At 61.2% G+C, this 17442-nt stretch carries 18 protein-coding genes; 9 read left to right on the top strand and 9 right to left on the bottom strand.

The features are described 5' to 3' along the window. Positions 1–15 precede the first annotated feature (15 nt). The 4 genes from SGN16_RS02990 to SGN16_RS02975 all read right to left on the bottom strand — a co-directional run bounded on the left by SGN16_RS02990 (position 16) and on the right by SGN16_RS02975 (position 3368). Entirely contained in the window at positions 16–1029 is a 1014-nt protein-coding gene (locus tag SGN16_RS02990; protein WP_210642632.1) for an AI-2E family transporter, read from the bottom strand. A gap of 219 nt (positions 1030–1248) precedes the next feature. After that, a complete protein-coding gene (locus tag SGN16_RS02985; protein ID WP_210642631.1) occupies positions 1249–1539 on the bottom strand; it encodes a PsiF family protein in 291 nt (96 codons plus the stop codon). 206 nt (positions 1540–1745) lie between these two features. After that, a complete protein-coding gene (locus SGN16_RS02980) occupies positions 1746–2636 on the bottom strand; it encodes a triacylglycerol lipase (RefSeq protein ID WP_335943845.1) in 891 nt (296 codons plus the stop codon). Between the two features lie 93 nt (positions 2637–2729). After that, entirely contained in the window at positions 2730–3368 is a 639-nt protein-coding gene (locus tag SGN16_RS02975) for an NAD(P)H-dependent oxidoreductase (protein ID WP_210642629.1), read from the bottom strand. A gap of 135 nt (positions 3369–3503) precedes the next feature. Here SGN16_RS02975 and SGN16_RS02970 point away from each other — a divergent pair, with 135 nt between their 5' ends. Next, on the top strand, positions 3504–4445 hold the full coding sequence (locus tag SGN16_RS02970) for a LysR substrate-binding domain-containing protein (RefSeq protein WP_335943844.1): 942 nt from the start codon (positions 3504–3506) through the stop codon (positions 4443–4445). A 57-nt stretch (positions 4446–4502) separates the two neighbouring features. Next, positions 4503–5033, top strand: a complete 531-nt coding sequence (locus tag SGN16_RS02965; RefSeq protein WP_210642627.1) for a ferritin-like domain-containing protein — start codon at positions 4503–4505, stop codon at positions 5031–5033. A 113-nt stretch (positions 5034–5146) separates the two neighbouring features. On the opposite strand, the gene SGN16_RS02960 is transcribed toward SGN16_RS02965, so the two are convergent. After that, positions 5147–7222 (bottom strand): AsmA family protein, encoded by a 2076-nt coding sequence (locus tag SGN16_RS02960; RefSeq protein ID WP_335943843.1) that lies wholly within the window; start codon positions 7220–7222, stop codon positions 5147–5149. Positions 7223–7598: 376 nt separating this feature from the next. On the opposite strand from SGN16_RS02960, the gene SGN16_RS02955 reads away from it, so the two are divergent. The 7 genes from SGN16_RS02955 (at position 7599) to SGN16_RS02925 (ending at position 12949) form a co-directional block, all read left to right on the top strand. Next, a complete protein-coding gene (locus SGN16_RS02955; RefSeq protein ID WP_335943842.1) occupies positions 7599–8066 on the top strand; it encodes a hypothetical protein in 468 nt (155 codons plus the stop codon). A gap of 156 nt (positions 8067–8222) precedes the next feature. Further along, positions 8223–8855, top strand: a complete 633-nt coding sequence (locus SGN16_RS02950; RefSeq protein WP_210642624.1) for a TetR family transcriptional regulator — start codon at positions 8223–8225, stop codon at positions 8853–8855. Between the two features lie 282 nt (positions 8856–9137). Further along, positions 9138–9638, top strand: a complete 501-nt coding sequence (ureE, locus tag SGN16_RS02945; protein ID WP_210642623.1) for an urease accessory protein UreE — start codon at positions 9138–9140, stop codon at positions 9636–9638. Beyond that, on the top strand, positions 9635–10309 hold the full coding sequence (locus tag SGN16_RS02940; RefSeq protein ID WP_335943841.1) for an urease accessory protein UreF: 675 nt from the start codon (positions 9635–9637) through the stop codon (positions 10307–10309). Before ureE ends, SGN16_RS02940 begins: the two co-directional genes overlap by 4 nt. A gap of 9 nt (positions 10310–10318) precedes the next feature. Next, positions 10319–10933: an urease accessory protein UreG gene (ureG, locus tag SGN16_RS02935; protein ID WP_210642621.1), complete on the top strand. Its 615-nt coding sequence runs from the start codon at positions 10319–10321 to the stop codon at positions 10931–10933. Between the two features lie 31 nt (positions 10934–10964). Then, a complete protein-coding gene (locus SGN16_RS02930; RefSeq protein ID WP_210642620.1) occupies positions 10965–11537 on the top strand; it encodes a HupE/UreJ family protein in 573 nt (190 codons plus the stop codon). Between the two features lie 278 nt (positions 11538–11815). Further along, positions 11816–12949: an AGE family epimerase/isomerase gene (locus tag SGN16_RS02925; RefSeq protein ID WP_335943840.1), complete on the top strand. Its 1134-nt coding sequence runs from the start codon at positions 11816–11818 to the stop codon at positions 12947–12949. Between the two features lie 5 nt (positions 12950–12954). On the opposite strand, the gene SGN16_RS02920 is transcribed toward SGN16_RS02925, so the two are convergent. The 4 genes from SGN16_RS02920 to livM form a co-directional block, all read right to left on the bottom strand. After that, positions 12955–13719: an SDR family oxidoreductase gene (locus SGN16_RS02920; protein WP_335943839.1), complete on the bottom strand. Its 765-nt coding sequence runs from the start codon at positions 13717–13719 to the stop codon at positions 12955–12957. Positions 13720–14575: 856 nt separating this feature from the next. Further along, complete coding sequence (locus SGN16_RS02915; RefSeq protein ID WP_210642617.1) at positions 14576–15292, bottom strand: ABC transporter ATP-binding protein; 717 nt, start codon at positions 15290–15292, stop codon at positions 14576–14578. After that, on the bottom strand, positions 15289–16161 hold the full coding sequence (locus SGN16_RS02910; protein ID WP_210642616.1) for an ATP-binding cassette domain-containing protein: 873 nt from the start codon (positions 16159–16161) through the stop codon (positions 15289–15291). The genes SGN16_RS02915 and SGN16_RS02910 overlap by 4 nt, the downstream gene beginning before the upstream one ends. After that, positions 16158–17441, bottom strand: coding sequence for a high-affinity branched-chain amino acid ABC transporter permease LivM (gene livM / locus SGN16_RS02905; protein ID WP_210642615.1), 1284 nt, complete (start codon positions 17439–17441; stop codon positions 16158–16160). Before livM ends, SGN16_RS02910 begins: the two co-directional genes overlap by 4 nt. Position 17442 lies beyond the last annotated feature (1 nt).

Here is a 17442-nt window from a genome sequence, read left to right as displayed (position 1 = left end):
GCGCCCCCCACCGGATCAAACCATCCCCACCTGCTTCAACTCACTCTTCAAGTAAGCATAGTAAATCGGTCCCGCCACCACCCCCGGCAAGCCGAACGCAGCCTCGAACACCAGCATGGCCATGAGCAGTTCCCAGGACTTGGCGCTGATCTGCCCGCCGACGATGCGGGCGTTGAGGAAGTATTCGAGCTTGTGGATCAGGATCAGGTAGACCAGCGCCGCCACTGCTACCCAGATCGATAACGACAGGCCGACGATGGTGATCAGGGTATTGGAGATCAGGTTGCCGATGACCGGCAGCAACCCCAGCAGGAAGGTCATCACGATCAGGGTCTTGGTCAGCGGTAGCTTGATGCCGAACAGTGGCAGCACCACTGCCAGGAAAATCCCGGTGAAGAAGGTATTGAGCAGGGAAATCTTGATCTGGGCGAAGACGATGTTGCGGAACGCCTTGACCAGCAGGCTCAAGCGATCGAACAACGCGGCGGCCAGGGGTTTGCGCTTGGTCAGGTCGGGGATGCGCTGCAAGGCGACGATCGCCCCCAGCACCATGCCGATCAGCAACGTCACGAACATATGCGCCGCGTCCTTGCCCACCAGTTGCAAGTCACTCAGGTGCTTGCTGATCCAGTCACCGATGGCCACTCGGAACTCGGCGGCGCTGGCCGGCAGGTAGGCGTCGATGAACGGCGGCAGTTGCCCGCGGGCGCGATCGACCACACCCATGAATTTATCCAGGGACGCGCCAGGGTTTTCCGCTTCGTGCAGCAGGAAACTGAAGGCGCCGGCGAAAATCAACGTCAGCACACTGACCACCAGCGTGCCCAGCAACGCCACCGCCAGCCAGCGAGCACGCCGACCTTCGATCAGTCGTTGCAACTGCGGGGTGAGCATGTTGACCAGCTCGAACACCAGCAACCCGGCCAGCAGGCTGGGCAACAGGCGCAGCGGCAGCACCAGCAGCAGCCCACCAAAAATGATCACCCAACTGATCACCAACAACACATGACGCTGAGAAAACGTTGGCATACAGCCTCAGGACGAAACCAGGTAAAAGGATTGGCAGTCTGCCAGCCTTCCACCAGCAGCACTAGAGATTGTATCGGCCGACCTTGGTCGCAGTTCAGAAGTTTCTGGATGCGCCTGCAAGGGCTTCATCGCGAGCAAGCTCGCTCCCATAACAAACCGTGCAACACAAATCTACTGTGGGGGCGAGCCTGCTCGCGATGGGGCCCCCACAGGCACCAGTTATTTTTTCTTCAGGCAATCACTCATGAACGCCTTGCGGGCATCGCCCTTCAATGCCTGCTCAGTCGCCGTGGCGTTGCAGGTTTTCATGCGTTCCTGGGGCGTACTCGGCGCAGCAGGGGCGGCCTTGAGGCAGTTGCTCATGAAGGCTTTACGCTCGTCACCCTTGAGGGCCTTGGCGGTGGCGTCGGCGTTGCAGGTGGTCATCTTGGTTTGCTGCGCTGTGGCGGCGAAGCCTTGGGAACACATCAGCAAACCGATCATCAACAAAGGGACACGCAGCATCTTCATGGTATTTCTCCTGGTTGCCGCACGATGGGTGGGGCGATGAGGTGCAGTGTAGACAAAGCCTGTTACACCTTCATCCGAGTTCAGTCGGACCTGCGGTGCCTTGGCTGACGTCATCGCGAGCAAGCTCGCTCCCACATTGATGGCGTTCACCCACCTCCCTGTGGCAGCGAGCTTGCTCGCGATGAACGATAACGCAGTCCAACTGGCTACACCCCAGCCGCCTTCAACCGCTCGGCATGCTCGACAAACAACCGGACCGGCTCGGCCCCTTTGCCCACCAGCCCCAGCGATTGGTTGACGATGTCGAAGTGGTCCAGCGGGTAGTCGTCGCGGATGACCGTGCCCAGGTGCGAGCTGTAGCGTCCGACCATGCCATCGCATTGCCCCGCCTCGCGTACGAAGGTGCGGGCGAACAGCCGGCAGGTGCGATTGGTGCCGTCGAACAAGTTGCGCCCCTTATCGGTCTTGCCCGGCTGCAAAGTCCCGGACCAGGAGTAATAACGCACCCCGTTGACCTCTTCCGGCCCCTGCCCGCCCCAGGCTTCAGGCAGCCCTTGAGGATAATGCTGGTTGAACAGGGCCGCGCCCGCTGTGGTGAGAGAGGCATGGGATGCATGGATATCCACCGGCAGCTTCGGCCCGCGATAGCCGGTTTCCATCAGGCTCATCAAGGCGTTGATCAGGCGCAGTAAACTGCTAAGCAGGCGGCCCCTGGTACTGTTGGCCGGATAGTGGGTTTGCAGGTAATCGGCCAGTTCGGAGCCGTGGTTGGTACCGGCCACCGAAGTCACCGACGCCACCAGGTCCGGGCGTTTGGCGGCAGCGTAGCGGGCGGTGAGACTCCCCTGGCTGTGGCCGATCAGGTTGACCTTTTGCGCACCGGTTTGCCGCAGGATCTCGTCGATTCGCATGAGCAATTGCTCGCCACGCACTTCGGAGGAATGCAGCGGCGAAACCTTCACCGCAACCACCACGGCCCCGCCCCGACGCAACGCCGAGACAATCCCGTACCAGTATGGATACAGCACCAGGCGAATGAACCCGAACATGCCCGGGACCAGTACCAACGGATAGCGAGTGGCGCAGCGTTGCGACATGGTGACATCCTTGTGAGCAAGAGGTGGTCAGCATCGGTATCGATGATGACCAGTCTATGACAGTCGTGTCACTTCAGCCCGCCGCCCAAACCATCAGAAGGTCTGCGCCAGCGCCAGCAAGCGCTGCTCGGCCTCGGCGCAGGACAAAGCAAAACTGCGCTCGGCCGACTCTTCGCCTTCGGCGGCAACCACCGTCACATCGGTGATGCCGATAAACCCCAGCACCGTACGCAGCAACGTATCGGCGTGGTTCATGCCCTCCAACTGACCTCCGGGGCCAAAGCCGAAATCACCACGACTGGTCACGATCAGGGCTTTCTTGCCCAATACCAACGGCTCGTAGTGGGACACGCCGTTGTCCAGACTGTGGTTGAACGTCAGCCCGATGCGCACGATCTGGTCGATCCAGGCCTTTACACCGCTGGGTACGCTGAAGTTGTGCATGGGCGCGGAAATCACCAGCCGGTCATGGGCCTGCAGTTCTGCGACCAATGCATCGCTCAGCGCCAGGTCCGCCTGCATAGTCAATGGTCGGGCCTGGGGTTCGGGGTGGAACGCCGCTGCGATGAAGGCTTCATTGACCGGAGGAATCACCGTCCGTCCCACTTCGCGACGAGTGGGTTGGGACTGCGGATGGACCGTCTGCCAGGCAGATAAAAATGTTTCCGCCAGACGCCGGGAATGCGAACGCTCGCCACGGGGACTGCCATGTACTACAAGAATCTTGCTCATCTGTATCTCCTTTGCTGCGATTACAATCAACACTGCTTGTGGCTTTCAGCTTGATGCTTGGCGCCGCCTGCATTCAAATGAGCGTTAGTTCACCAGGATGAGTTAATTTCATCCATCGTAGCTCCGGAGATTGCCATGTTCGCCAACCTGCCCCTCAACGCCTTGCGCGCCTTCGAGTCCGCCGCGCGGCTGCTCAGTTTCAAGGCGGCCGCCGCGGAGCTGTCGGTGACGCCCACGGCGGTCTCCCACCAGATTCGCTCGCTGGAAACCTGGCTCGGCTTGAGTCTGTTCGAACGCCTGCCACGCCAGGTCCGGCTCACGGAAGGCGGGCAGCGCTTGTTTCACAGCCTGCACGGGGCCTTGCTGGAGGTGGCGCAAAGCGTCGACACCCTGCGCCCGCAACGCAGCACCAGCCACCTGACACTCTCCACCACTGCAGCGTTTGCCGCCTTGTGGCTGGTGCCACGCCTGGGCCGGTTTTATGCCCGCCATCCGAACATCAACGTGCGCCTGGACACCCATTGCGAAGTGATCGACCTGCACCAGGACGCCAGCATCGACCTGGTGGTGCGCTATAGCCTCGATAGCTACCCGAACTTGTACGGTCTGTGCCTGTTCGACGAAAGCTTCGGCGTCTATGGCTCACCCGAGCAGGTGGCCCTGGCGGCCTGCCGGCCGCCGACCTTGATCAGCGTGCACTGGCACAACTCCAAGCTGTATGCCCACGGCTGGGATGCCTGGTGCGCCCAGGCCGGAGAAAACTGGCTCGCTTCGCAGCCCTGCGTGCGCGAGTACGACGAGGAACATTACGCCCTGCAAGCGGCGATTGCCGGACAGGGCCTGGTGTTGGCGAGCAATATCCTGGCTTCCGAAAGCGTCGCCAGCGGTTTGCTGGTGGGGTATCGCCCGCAGATCCAGGTCAACGGCGCCGGCTACAGCGCCCTGTGCGTACCAGGCCGCGAACGCCATCCGCCAGTGCGGGCGTTCTTCCAGTGGCTGGGGGAAGAGGCGCGGCTGTCCGGCTACCCACTGAAAAACCCGGTAAAACTTTTTCAGGACCGTGTCACTCAGATTTAGAGTGATCGCGCCTGCAGAGCGTGACGCCTCAACCGGATCAGCCTCCAGGAGAACGAGATGAGCGACATGCACTTATCCGATGTAACCACCCTGCGCGAGCGCGCGCGGCAGAACGTACAGAACGGCGCAGTAACCGAGGGCTACAGCGCCGATCGGCAGGAAGTCATTCGCCTGCTCAACGAATCATTGGCCACCGAACTGGTGTGCGTGCTGCGCTACAAGCGCCACTACTTCATGGCCACCGGCCTCAAGGCCAGCGTGGCCGCCAGTGAGTTCCTCGAACACGCGACCCAGGAAGCCGAACACGCCGACAAACTCGCCGAACGCATCGTGCAACTGGGTGGCGAGCCAGAGTTCAACCCCGACCTGCTGAGCCGTAACTCCCATGCTCAATACGTGGCGGGCAGTACGCTCAAGGAAATGGTCTACGAAGACCTGGTCGCGGAACGGATCGCCATCGACAGCTATCGGGAAATCATCCAGTACATCGGCGACAGAGACCCTACCACCCGGCGTATCTTCGAAGACATCCTGGCCCAGGAAGAAGAGCACGCTGATGATATGGCCGACATTCTGGCTGACTTGTAATCTCCAGGGCGCCCATCGCGAGCAAGCTCGCTCCCACATTTTGATTCAGCATGCGGTCCCCTGTGGGAGCGAGCTTGCTCGCGATAGGGCCAGTAGCCTCACCGCAAACCCGCCTATCGAGTGGGCTTCACCGTCACCGGCGCCTTGCCCGCCTTCATCTGCTCCAACAACGGCGCACACTGGTTCGGTTCGCCACCACTGGGGGCAACCAGTGCCAGCAACCCGGCCGCCGGCGCCGCGATCACACCCAGCGCTACCATCCCGGCACCGCGCAGCATCAATGGCACAGCCTTGACGCCCGCGGCGGGCTTGGCGAACGAGCCCCGCACGTACAACGGCGAGCGCAGGGAAATCAGCCGCCAGCCTTTCGACTCGGGGGTAACGGTCAAGTCCAGTTGCTCAGTGGCCATGTTGGCCGTGCCGTCGATGTAGATGATCGCGTTCTCGGTATCGAACACGAACAGGCGAGTGGTCGCCAGGCCGCTCTTGATGTCGAAATCCGCCGCGGCGCAGTTGATCTTCACCTCCTTGTCACCAAAGATTTTCCCCACCACGTAGTTACCGACGTTCAGCCCGGCCAACTCCATCAACTCACGACTGATAGCGCCATCGTTGATGAGCATTTTCAGGGTGCCGTTGGACGTGCCCAGCAACGCTGCCACCGAATTGCCACGCCCGGCGATATCGGCATCGCCGTTCAGTTCACCGAAGCTGGTTTTCATCGGTTCGAAGCCCGGGAACAGTTGTTTGAGCTTGAAACCGCGCGCGGTCAGTTTCGCCTGGCCTTCCAGAGGTTGCGTGTGCCCGTTGAGGCGAATCTGCGCATCGAGACGACCACCGGCCACGCCGAAGCGCAAGGGTTCAAGACTTAGCTGGCCATCGTTGAGCACCAAGTGAGTGTAGAGATCCGTGAATGGCAATTGCTCGCTGTGGACGATGCGTTTGCCGGTGAACTCCACATCAGCGTCCATCGCGCTCCAGCGCTCGGTGCGAAACTCTTCCACGGGCAAGACCTTGTCGGACGGCTGCTTGCTGGCGCCGCCACGGGCCTTTTGCTCGGCGTTGGAATCGGCACCGATCAACGGTGCGAGGTCACTGAACAACAGTTGATTGGAGACCAGCGCGCCGCTGAGCTTCGGCCGCGGCTGGCTGGCAACATAGGCCAGGTCGCCATGGATATCGCTGTCGCCGATCTTGCCGTTGAAACCCTCATAGCGAAAGCGCGCCCCATCAGGCTCATGGAGCTTGGCGCTCAGGCGCCCGTCGGTGGAATAAGGCGGCGAATCCGGCAGGGTCACGCCGGTCAGGGGATAGAGATGGGCCAGGCTGTTGCCGGCCAACTTCAAGCTCAGATCCAGGGCACCCAGGTTCTTCGGGTCGGTGAGGGTCCCGGCCAGTTCAACACGGGTGTCACCGATTTTCGCCTGGGCCTGCAAGGGAAAGGGTTGTGACGCGTCCTGCAATGCCAGCAAGCCGCCAACCTTGCCAGAGCCAGTGAGGTTCTGCCCGTGGTACTGCCCGTTGACCTTGAAGGCAAACGCATAGTCCTGAGGCACCGCGCCTTGGTCCCGAGCTTTCTTCGCGGCTTTGTCACCGACGATATCGCTGAACGGAATGGGTTTGCCCAATGGGTCGATCAGCAAGTCGAGGCGAGTCTTCAGTGTTTGGTCGTCAAGGGTGACGTGCCCCTTGTCGAAGCCGATGGCGCCGATGTCCACCACCCAGCTGGATGGCTCGGCGTCCGGGTCTTTCGGGTCGAACTGGAAGGTCCAGTTGGCGCGCCCGTCGGCCAGGCGTTGCAGGTTGGCGTCGGGCTCGGTCAGGTCGATACGGGGAATCGCGACTCGCCGGGCCAGCAAGGCCAAGGGTGAGATACGCAGCTCGACACGCTTGAGCGTGGCCATCTGCGGGGTTTTCGACCACTCCGGGTTACCCAGGCTCAAGTCCTCGGCCACCACATGGGGCCACGGTAACCAGGCCCGCCAGCCTCCCTCCTCTGGCTCACGCCGCCAGACCACCGCCAGGTTGCCGTTGATGGCGAACGGGCGGTGCAACTCCTCGGAAACCTTGGCGTTGAGTGGGGGCTTGATCCGGTTCCAATCGAAGAAGGCGATGACCACTACCAGCAGCGCCAGCAGGACAGCGAGGCTGGCAAAGCACCAGGCGAGGATTTTTGAGGTGCGCGTCATGCACAAGGCTCCAGATGACAAGTCAGCGTCCAAGATCGCGACGTCTGAGAAACACGAACCTGTAATCGGTTCGTTGTGAAGGGTTGGACTGGCTAAACGGCCAACAGGTGCCGATGAACGGCACAAAAAAATGCCGAAATCCTGACCAATCAGCCAACAACCCGTTACCGCAGCCGCACTTTTGCGAGGCGCCAGTGGGTACAAAATACCCACCTCAGTGCAAAACAGCACCTCGGAAACGCCTGATTTAGAGCCTTCGCCCAGAACAATCAATTCCGTTGATTATTACCATTGCGTTTATGAACTTTTATATCGACTTATCGAGAGTAGCATTGCCCTCGTACCCACTTTATCGCCCTCCCAAGGAGCAACGATCATGAAACGCCAATTACTGATGAGTCTGTCTCTATCGCTGCTGGCCTCCACTGCCTTCGCGCTGCCAGCTTCCGAACAAGCCACGCCGCAGGTCAAGGACAGCCATTCTGTCTACAGCCAGACTGTCGCTGAAGGTGGTCGTAACCGCCTGGAAGAAAAAGGCCTGGTCGAGGGTGGTTCCGACCGTACCCCACAAGGCCAGACCCTGGCAGCTGACGGTTCCGAGCGCACTCCACAAGGCCAGACCCTGGCAGCTGACGGCTCCGAGCGCACTCCACAAGGCCAGACCCTGGCAGCTGACGGCTCCGAGCGCACTCCACAAGGCCAGACCCTGGCAGCTGACGGTTCCGAGCGCACTCCACAAGGCCAAACCCTGGCAGCTGACGGTTCCGAGCGCACTCCACAAGGCCAGACCCTCGCCGAAGGCGGTGGTGACCGTGTGATCGAACGCAACAGCGCAGTGAGCTGAGCCCATGGTGGCCCTGAAAAAAGCCCGATTCCGCCAATCGGGCTTTTGACTTTTAAAAGCCTGGTTTTCCCCGCTTGATCACCTTCTACCGTTCGACGCCGGCAAAGCCGATTTGCTAGAGTGCGTCGCTCCCGTGAACCAGAAGCCAGCCCTGCGATGCTGCCCCGCGCCGAACAGAAGCAACAGACCCGAATTGCCCTGATGGATGCTGCCCGTCATTTGATGGAATGCGGCCGAGGGTTCGGTAGCCTGAGCCTGCGGGAAGTCGCCAGGACAGCGGGTATCGTGCCCACCGGCTTCTATCGACACTTCGACGACATGGACCAACTGGGCCTGGCACTGGTCAGCGAAGTCGGCCAGACCTTCCGTGAAACCATCCGCCTGGTGCGTCACAACGAATTCGTCATGGGCGGCATTATCGATGCCTCAGTGCGGATCTTTCTCGATGTGGTGCAAGCCAATCGCTCGCAGTTCCTGTTCCTGGCGCGCGAGCAATATGGCGGCTCCCTGCCGGTACGCCAAGCCATCGGCCAACTGCGCGAAGGCATCAGCTCGGACCTGGCTGCCGACCTGGCCTTGATGCCCAAGCTGCAGCACCTGGACCTGGCCGGGTTAAGCGTGATGGCCGACCTCATCGTCAAGAGTGTGTTCGCCACCCTGCCGGACATCATCGACCCACCCGCCGAAGCCTTGCCCGAGCACCTCACCCCGCAGGTGAAAATCACCCAACAACTGCGGTTTATCTTTATTGGCCTCAAGCATTGGCAAGGGTTAGGCAGCACCGAGTAACTGGCACCCTACTTCACTGTGGGAGCGAGCTTGCTCGCGAAGGCGATGTGTCAGCCGACACTGATATTGGCTGTTCCACCGCTATCGCGAGCAAGCTCGCCCCCACAGTTTTCTCATGCGCCACAAGATGGTGCGCGCAATCAGAGTACGCACCAATACGGAACACAACCTAACGTCTCCTGAAACACCATCCCAGCATTCCTAGCGCTATTTCCTACACTCCCTTCGATTGGCAAGCCCCTTGCTCTAAACACAGCACCGTTCATTGCTGGAAGCACTCCGATGCTGGTGATTCACCGCAGAATCGATACTCAACCGCGCTGGGACGCCGAGCTGCACCTGACCTTCGATGCCCGCAGCAAAAGCCGCCTGCGCTGTTTCAGTGCCGAGGGTGAGGATGTGGGGTTGTTTCTGGAGCGAGGCCAGCCGCCGCTGTATGACGGCGAATGCCTGCAGGCCGAAGACGGTCGTATCGTGCGTGTCTGCGCCCGCCCCGAACAACTGCTGCACGTCACCTGCGCCAATGCGTTCGAACTGACTCGCGCGGCCTATCACCTGGGTAACCGTCATGTCGCCTTGCAAGTGGGCGCTGGCTGGTTGCGCCTGCTGGACGATTACGTGCTCAAGGCGATGCTCGAACAACTGGGCGCCAGCGCCGAACCCATCGAAGCCCCATTCCAGCCAGAACATGGCGCCTATGGCGGCGGCCATCATCATTCACGCCACGGTGACGAAGATTTCAACTACGCGCCACGCCTGCATCAATTCGGCGTGCGCACATGAACCCGGCCTGGGCGCTGCTGCGTCTGGCCAGCCCGCAATTGCCGATTGGCGGCTACAGCTATTCCCAGGGGCTGGAAATGGCAGTGGATAACGGCCAGGTCAAAAATCCCGACGATGCGCGCCGCTGGATCAGCGATCAATTGCTGCTGAACCTGGCACGTTTCGAAGCGCCCTTGCTGCTGGCCCACTGCAGCGCAGCCGCCGCCGACGACTGGGATGCCCTGCTGCGACACTGCGAAGAACACCGCGCCAGCCGGGAAACCCGCGAGCTGCACCAGGAGAGCCGGCAGATGGGCTATTCGTTGCAGCAGTTGCTGGGCGGCTTGCCGGAACTGGATGTCGCCGCGCGGCGCTTTCTCGAACAACGCTGCGAACCGCACCTGGCCCTGGGCTGGGCCCTGGCTGCCCGCGCCTGGCGTATCAGCCCTCAGGACGCCCTCGCCGCCTGGTTGTGGAGCTGGCTGGAAAACCAACTGGCGGTGCTGATGAAAACCCTGCCCCTGGGCCAGCAAGCCGCCCAACGCCTGACCAGCGAACTGCTGCCGCTGCTGCAACAGGCCCAGCACAACGCTTCGAACCTCGACCCCGATCATTACGGCAGCGCCGCGTTTGGCCTGTCCCTGGCGTGCATGGCCCATGAGCGCCAGTACAGCCGTCTGTTCCGTTCCTAGGAGACACTCATGAATACACAACCTCTGCGCGTCGGTATCGGCGGCCCGGTGGGCTCCGGCAAAACCGCCCTGACGCTAGCCCTGTGCCTGGCTCTACGTGAACGCTACAACCTGGCGGTCGTCACCAACGACATCTACACCCGCGAAGACGCCGACTTCCTGGTACGCAACGAGGCCCTGGCGCCGGAGCGGATCATCGGCGTGGAGACCGGCGGCTGCCCGCACACCGCCATTCGCGAAGACGCCTCGATCAATCTCGAAGCGGTGGACCAGTTGAACCGGCGCTTCCCGGGCCTGGATCTGATCCTGGTGGAATCGGGCGGCGACAACCTGTCGGCGACCTTCAGCCCGGAGCTGTCGGACCTGACCATCTATGTGATCGACGTCTCGGCCGGCGACAAGCTGCCACGCAAGGGCGGACCGGGCATCTGCAAGTCTGACCTGCTGGTGATCAACAAAATCGACCTGGCACCGCTGGTGGGCGCGTCCCTGGAAATGATGGACAGCGACACCCAGCGGATGCGCAACGGCAAGCCTTTCGTGTTCAGCAACCAGAAGACCGGCCAGGGCCTGGACGCCATCATTGCGTTCATCGAGCGCCAGGGCCTGCTGACCGCTGCCTGATTTTTTCGACCTTCAACAAGGAAAGCTATCCATGACATTCAAACGCATCCTCGGCGCCCTCGCCCTGCTGCTGACGCCGGCCCTGGCCTTCGCCCACCCCGGCCATGGCGACAATGGCCTGATCGCCGGCCTCGGCCATCCCATCGGCGGGCTCGATCATTTGCTGGCAATGCTGGCAGTTGGTTTGTGGGCCGCGCAGCAACAAGGTGCCGCGCGCTGGGCGCTGCCATGCACCTTCGTTGCCGCCATGCTGATCGGCGGTTCGCTGGGCTTTGAAGGCATGAACCTGCCGGCGCTGGAAAGTGGGATTGCCGCTTCGGTGCTGGCCCTCGGCCTGGCGGTGGCATTGGCGGTACGTCCGCCGTTGAGCCTGGCGGTTGCTGCAACGGCCGTGTTTGCGCTGTTCCATGGCGTGGCCCACGGTTTGGAGCTGCCAGCCATGTCGAGCCCGTGGGCCTATGCGGCAGGGTTCGTCGCGGCCACGGCGGCGCTGCATGGAGCAGGTTTCGCCCTGGTTCGCGTGTTGCCGCGCGCGGCTGCACCTCTGGTGCGGCTGGCCGGGGCGGCTTCGGCGGCGACTGGGGTTTGGTTGTTGGCGGGCTGATTCTTTAGCGCCTGCCCGGCCGCTATCGCGAGCAAGCTCGCTCCCACAGTTTGGTCGGTGTACACCGGCCCTTGTAGAAGCCAGCCTGCTTCCACAGCTTGATCGGGGTACACCGGCCCTGGTAGAAGCCAGCCTGCTTCCACAGTTTGGTCGGGGTACACCGGCCCCTGTGGGAGCGAGCTTGCTCGCGATGACGGACTTACAGGCACCACCTCTCTGGAGTCGGTCACTCTGCTACCATGTCGCGCAATCGCCCCCTGCCGTGACGACGTCCGCCAATGCCTGATGCTTCCCGCCCCGCCCCTCAGCCTGAATTGACCGCCCTGTTCGCCACGGTGCGTCAGCATTTTCACGACGTGATCGTACCAATGTGGCTAGGCCCGGGCTGGAATGCCGAATTGGCATTGCCCTATGAATCCCTGGACGCCGAACACACGCCGCTGCCCCCCCAGCGTTACCGCGCCATGGCCTGTGCGCGACAGTTGTATGTGTTCGCCAGCCTGATCGGCGAAGTGCCCCAGGCCGAGGAACGAGCTGGCGCCCTGTTCCGCTCGCTGCAACGGCATTTCCACGATGCCGAGCACGGCGGCTGGTTCTACAGCATCGACCCGCAAGGCACGCCGCTGGACACCGGCAAAGACCTCTACACCCACGCCTTCATCCTGTTCGCCTGCGCCCATTACTGGGGCAAAGTCCGCGAGCCGCTGGTGGAATCGGTACTCAACGCCGCCCTGAAAGTCATCGCCCGACGCTTTGCCAGCGCAGACGGCCTCTACGAAGCCAGCCTCAAGCGCGATTGGTCGACGCTCGGATCCGGCCCGTTGCAAAACCCTTTGATGCACTTGGCCGAAGCCTTCCTCGCCACCCTCTCGGTTCGCGAAGACGCCAACGTCCGCCAGGCGCTGCTGAGCCTGTGCGACGGCATGTTCAAGCGTTTCATCGACCCGCAACAGCGCGTCATGATGGAGAAACCGCTCAAGGCTGTGGATAACTGGTTCGAGCCGGGGCACCAGTTCGAGTGGTATTTCCTGTTGGCCTCCTCGCCCCTGCTGCGCGACGGCAAGTTGCACACCGCCCTGGAGCGCAGCTTCGGCCTCACCGAGCAACAAGGCGTGAACCCACAGTCCGGCGCTGTCTGCGCCATGCTGAGCCTGGTGTCGCCCGCTGCCCCTCGAGACGCAACCCAGCGCATCTGGGCCCAGGCCGAGTACCTGCGCGCACTCACATTGCGCCCGGGTAGCCAAGCGGTGTTGCTGCATCAATTGCAGGCGCTGCAGCAACATTTCCTGCACGCCAAGGGCTGGAACGAATGCCTGGACGCCGATGGCATCGTCAGCCGTCGGGACATGCCGTCCACCACGCCGTATCACCTGCTGACCTGCTACCGCGGGTTGGCCGATTATCTGGCGTAACGCCTCTATGCCTTGTTGCGCTCGATGGCAAACCCGGCCCAGGTCTGGCTTACCGGCATCAGCTCCAGGCTATTGATATTGATGTGCGCTGGTGTGTTGAGCACCCAGAAGATGGTGTCGGCAATGTCCTGCGGCTGGATCGGCTCGGCCCCGGCGTAGGTGGCGTTGTAGCGCTCCTGATCGCCGCCGAAACGCACCAGAGAGAATTCGCTCTCGCACAGGCCCGGCTCGATATTACTCACCCGCACCCCGGTACCTTGCAGGTCGCAGCGCAGGTTCAGGGAGAACTGTTTGACGAACGCCTTGCTCGCGCCATACACATGGCTGCCCGGGTACGGGTAGCTGCCGGCGATGGAGCCTAGGTTGATGATCCCGGCGCCACGACCGTGGGCGATCAACCGTGGTAGCAACAGGCGAGTGCTATAGATCAGGCCTTTGACGTTGGTGTCGACCATCGTGTCCCAATCATCGAGGTCACACTTGGGCGCCGGGTCAACGCCCAGGGCCAGGCCGGCGTTGTTGATCAGCCCGCGCAACGTGGCGAAAGACGGCGGCAGGTTGGCAATGGCTTCTTCCATGGCCTTGCGATCACGCACATCCAGCACCAGGCCATGGACCTCAGTCTGCTTCGACAGCTCGGCGCACAGGGCATTGAGGCGTTCTTCACGACGACCGGTCAGCACCAGCTTCCAGCCAGCCTCGGCAAAACGACGGGCACAGGCTTCACCAAAACCGGACGTCGCACCGGTGATAAACAGGGTGTTGGACATCGTGTTCTCCTTGCTTCGGGCTTAAGGCAGCCATTTGAATGGAAATCGGCCAACAGCATGCCCGGCCTGACACGCTACCGGCAAGGCTTGCGGGAACAAGCTTTTGGCCCAGTAGCTGTTCATAAAACAATCAATTGCCGCCAAGCCTTATCAGACAAGGCTTGCAGCCAATTGCCCGCACCTTATCCACAGGCACGTCCACAGTAATCGGGGGCAAGTGCAAACGCTGCAAGCCGCTGTGCACAAGGCTTTGCGGGGCATTTGAAATTTATTTTCCCTTGACCGCACAACGCGGGTTGTGCAGCTAAAGTTTTCTGCTATAAGCCACAGCTCAGGGAGCGATGGCTCCAAGCCAGTAACGGCGGCCCTCAGCGCGGTCTTTCCAGAGTTTAGTCACAGACTTATCCACAGGCTTGCCGACAAATTTTCGCGCCCTTGGCGCTGTGCATAAAAGGGTTGACAAGCCTCGCTCCAGCCCGATCAAAAACCACTGTTCAAAAAACAACCACAGGCCTGGAGGCCACGGTTTGAAAGGCTTTCAGCCAGATACTCCCACGTTACCCACAGTCGGCTCCACAGCAAACGGGGACAAGTCAAAACTGTGACAAAACAACTATTTGCGGCGACTTTATGTCGCGGTTTGGCAAGGGTTCAGGATTGTTGTCCACAATTCTTCACTACAAAGAAAATCCCTGCGGGAGCGAGCATGCTCGCGAAGGCGGTGGGTCAGCGCCCCATCAAGTGACTGACGCTCCGCTATCGCGAGCAAGCTCGCTCCCACAGGGATTTAGCGGTGGATTCCGGAAATAAAAAACCCGGCGATCACTCGCCGGGCTTTGTCATTGCTGCACCCGCCTCAATGCCCGCCCAGATACGCGTTGCGCACCTCTTCGTTGGCGAGCAGCTCCTTGCCGGTGCCGGTCAGACGGATTTCACCGTTGACCATCACATAGGCTCGGTCCGACAGCCTGAGGGCGTGGTTGGCGTTCTGCTCCACCAGGAAGATGGTCATGCCGGTGGCCGCCAATTCACGCAGGGTAGCGAAGATCTGTTTCACCACGATCGGTGCCAGCCCCAGGCTCGGCTCGTCGAGCAGCAACAACTTCGGCCGGCTCATCAACGCCCGGGCGATGGCGAGCATTTGCTGCTCGCCGCCAGACATGGTCATGGCCCGCTGGTTGCGCCGCTCCTTGAGTCGCGGAAACAGTTCGAACATACGCTGCATATCTTCACTGGCGTACTTGTCACCGATGGGGATGGTGCCCATCAGCAGGTTTTCCTCGACGGTCATGTCAGGGAATACCCGCCGCCCTTCCGGCGACTGCGCGATGCCGTGGGACGCGATGTAGTGGGACGATTTGTGGGTGATGTCCACGCCCTGGTAGATGATCTGCCCGCTCGCCGCTCGCGGCTGGCCGAAAATCGACATCAGCAGCGTGGACTTGCCGGCACCGTTGGAGCCGATAAGGCTCACGGTCTCGCCTTCGCCGATGTGCAGCGAGACTTTTTTCAAGGCCTGGATCGGCCCGTAGAACACGTCCAGTTCCTTGAGTTCGAGGATAGGTCCACTCATACCAGCTCCTCTTCGTCGGCACCCAGGTAGGCCGCAATCACTTTCGGGTCGTTGCGAATCGCCTCGGGACCGCCCTCGGCGATCACCGTGCCGTGGTCCAGCACCACGATGTGGTCGGAAATACTCATTACCATGCCCATGTCGTGTTCGATCAGCACCACGGTCAGATCGTGCTCGTCGCGCAGCAGCCGGATCATTGCGCTCAGCGCTTCGGTTTCCTGAGGGTTGAGGCCTGCGGCCGGTTCGTCGAGGCAGATGATCTGCGGACGGGTGCACATGGCCCGGGCAATTTCCAGACGGCGCTGCTGACCGTAGGAAAGCTCCCCGGCGAGGCGGTTGGCACAATCCACCAAGTCCACCACCTCCAGCCAGTAGAAGGCATGGTCCAGGGCATCGCTTTCAGCCTTGCGGTAGCCCTTGGTGTTGAGGATGCCCGCCACCAGACTGCGGTTGACCCACATGTGCTGGGCCACCAGCAGGTTTTCCAGCACCGACATTTCCTTGAACAGGCGAATGTTCTGGAAAGTGCGCGCCAGGCCGGCGCGGTTCACCAGATGGGTGCCGCCGAACATTTTGTAGTACATCCGGCTGGCGAAGGATTTCGGCGATACAAAGTCCGTCGGACGAAACGCCTCGCCCAACAACTTGATGACATCGGTCTGCTCACCACGCACATTGAGTTCGATTTTGCCGCCCGTGGCCTTGTAGAACCCGGTCAGGCAGTTGAACACCGTGGTCTTGCCCGCGCCGTTGGGGCCGATCAGGGCGAAGATCGAGTTGCGTTTGACTTGCAGGCTGACGTCATTGAGGGCCTTGATCCCACCAAATTGCATCATCAGGTTTTCGACAGAGAGTACGACTTCGCTCATGGCGCTACTCCTTTACGCGGCGTCACACCCGTGCGACTGATGCGGATCAGGCCGCGAGGGCGCCAGATCATCATCAACACCATCAGTATTCCGAACAGCAGCACACGGTACTCCGCGAAGCCGCGCAGCAGTTCCGGGGCGACGGTCAGCACGAAGGCCGCAATCACCACGCCAATGGTCGAGCCCATGCCGCCCAGCACCACGATGGCGAGGATCAGCGCCGATTCGAAGAAGGTGAACGATGTCGGGTTGACGAAACCTTGGTAAGTGGCGAAGAACACCCCGGCCAGGCCGGCCGTCGAGGCACCGATGGTGAATGCCGAGAGTTTGACCAGGACGTGGTTCAGGCCCATTGAGCGGCAGGCGATCTCATCTTCACGCAAGGCCTCCCAGGCACGACCGACCGGCATGCGGGTCAGGCGATGCTTGATGTACAACACGGCCAGTACGACAAGGAACAACACCGCGTAGATGAAGTAGTACTTCACGTCCGGGTTGTAGGCGATGCCGAAAAACTCATGGAACGGGACACCGCCGTCCTTGGCTCTTTTACCGAACTCCAGACCGAAAAAGGTTGGCAACGGTGCCGGCATGCCGTTCGGGCCACCGGTCAGGCTCAGCCAGTTATTGAGGATCAACCGGATGATTTCACCGAAGCCCAGAGTCACGATCGCCAGATAGTCACCATGCAAGCGCAACACCGGAAAACCGAGGATGCAACCGGCCAGCCCCGCCGTGATCGCAGCCAGTGGCAGCACCGTCCAGAACCCCAGCCCCAGGTACTGATAGCCGAGCGCCAGTCCATAGGCACCAATGGCGTAGAACGCCACGTAGCCCAGGTCGAGCAGACCGGCCAGGCCGACCACAATGTTCAAGCCCAACCCCAGCAGCACGTAGATCAACCCAAGGATGACCACGCCCAGCAGGTATGAATTGGAGAAGAACGGGAACACCACGGCGATGACGATCACCAGCGGGATGATCCAGCGCAACCGGGTTTTATAATCAGGCGGCAGTACATGAACCCCGGAACCGGTGCTTTCGAAGCCTTCCAGAATTTTCAGGCCCTTGGGCGTTTGCAGGAACAGGCCCAGGGCAAAGCGACCAGCCATGACGATGGCGACAATCCATGCCACACGGGTCGGTTGCAGGTTGAAGCCGTAGCCGTCCAGGACCACGCCGACAATCGGGCCGAACACAATCAAGGCGACAAGACCGGCAAGAATCGCGTCAACCAGGCTTCTTTTGAGATCAATGGTTTTTTTAGTGGTTGATGACATC

This window comes from Pseudomonas sp. G166 (assembly GCF_037027455.2).
Taxonomy (GTDB): Bacteria; Pseudomonadota; Gammaproteobacteria; order Pseudomonadales; family Pseudomonadaceae; genus Aquipseudomonas.
Note: the sequence above shows the minus strand (reverse complement) of the source record. Positions and strands in the feature narration are given on the sequence as shown.

Coding starts and splice junctions, on each gene's coding strand:
- SGN16_RS02990 (WP_210642632.1), bottom strand. CDS start 1,029: ATGCCAACGTTTTCTCAGCGTCATGTGTTGTTGGTGATCAGTTGGGTG.
- SGN16_RS02985 (WP_210642631.1), bottom strand. CDS start 1,539: ATGAAGATGCTGCGTGTCCCTTTGTTGATGATCGGTTTGCTGATGTGT.
- SGN16_RS02980 (WP_335943845.1), bottom strand. CDS start 2,636: ATGTCGCAACGCTGCGCCACTCGCTATCCGTTGGTACTGGTCCCGGGC.
- SGN16_RS02975 (WP_210642629.1), bottom strand. CDS start 3,368: ATGAGCAAGATTCTTGTAGTACATGGCAGTCCCCGTGGCGAGCGTTCG.
- SGN16_RS02970 (WP_335943844.1), top strand. CDS start 3,504: ATGTTCGCCAACCTGCCCCTCAACGCCTTGCGCGCCTTCGAGTCCGCC.
- SGN16_RS02965 (WP_210642627.1), top strand. CDS start 4,503: ATGAGCGACATGCACTTATCCGATGTAACCACCCTGCGCGAGCGCGCG.
- SGN16_RS02960 (WP_335943843.1), bottom strand. CDS start 7,222: ATGACGCGCACCTCAAAAATCCTCGCCTGGTGCTTTGCCAGCCTCGCT.
- SGN16_RS02955 (WP_335943842.1), top strand. CDS start 7,599: ATGAAACGCCAATTACTGATGAGTCTGTCTCTATCGCTGCTGGCCTCC.
- SGN16_RS02950 (WP_210642624.1), top strand. CDS start 8,223: ATGCTGCCCCGCGCCGAACAGAAGCAACAGACCCGAATTGCCCTGATG.
- ureE (WP_210642623.1), top strand. CDS start 9,138: ATGCTGGTGATTCACCGCAGAATCGATACTCAACCGCGCTGGGACGCC.
- SGN16_RS02940 (WP_335943841.1), top strand. CDS start 9,635: ATGAACCCGGCCTGGGCGCTGCTGCGTCTGGCCAGCCCGCAATTGCCG.
- ureG (WP_210642621.1), top strand. CDS start 10,319: ATGAATACACAACCTCTGCGCGTCGGTATCGGCGGCCCGGTGGGCTCC.
- SGN16_RS02930 (WP_210642620.1), top strand. CDS start 10,965: ATGACATTCAAACGCATCCTCGGCGCCCTCGCCCTGCTGCTGACGCCG.
- SGN16_RS02925 (WP_335943840.1), top strand. CDS start 11,816: ATGCCTGATGCTTCCCGCCCCGCCCCTCAGCCTGAATTGACCGCCCTG.
- SGN16_RS02920 (WP_335943839.1), bottom strand. CDS start 13,719: ATGTCCAACACCCTGTTTATCACCGGTGCGACGTCCGGTTTTGGTGAA.
- SGN16_RS02915 (WP_210642617.1), bottom strand. CDS start 15,292: ATGAGTGGACCTATCCTCGAACTCAAGGAACTGGACGTGTTCTACGGG.
- SGN16_RS02910 (WP_210642616.1), bottom strand. CDS start 16,161: ATGAGCGAAGTCGTACTCTCTGTCGAAAACCTGATGATGCAATTTGGT.
- livM (WP_210642615.1), bottom strand. CDS start 17,441: ATGTCATCAACCACTAAAAAAACCATTGATCTCAAAAGAAGCCTGGTT.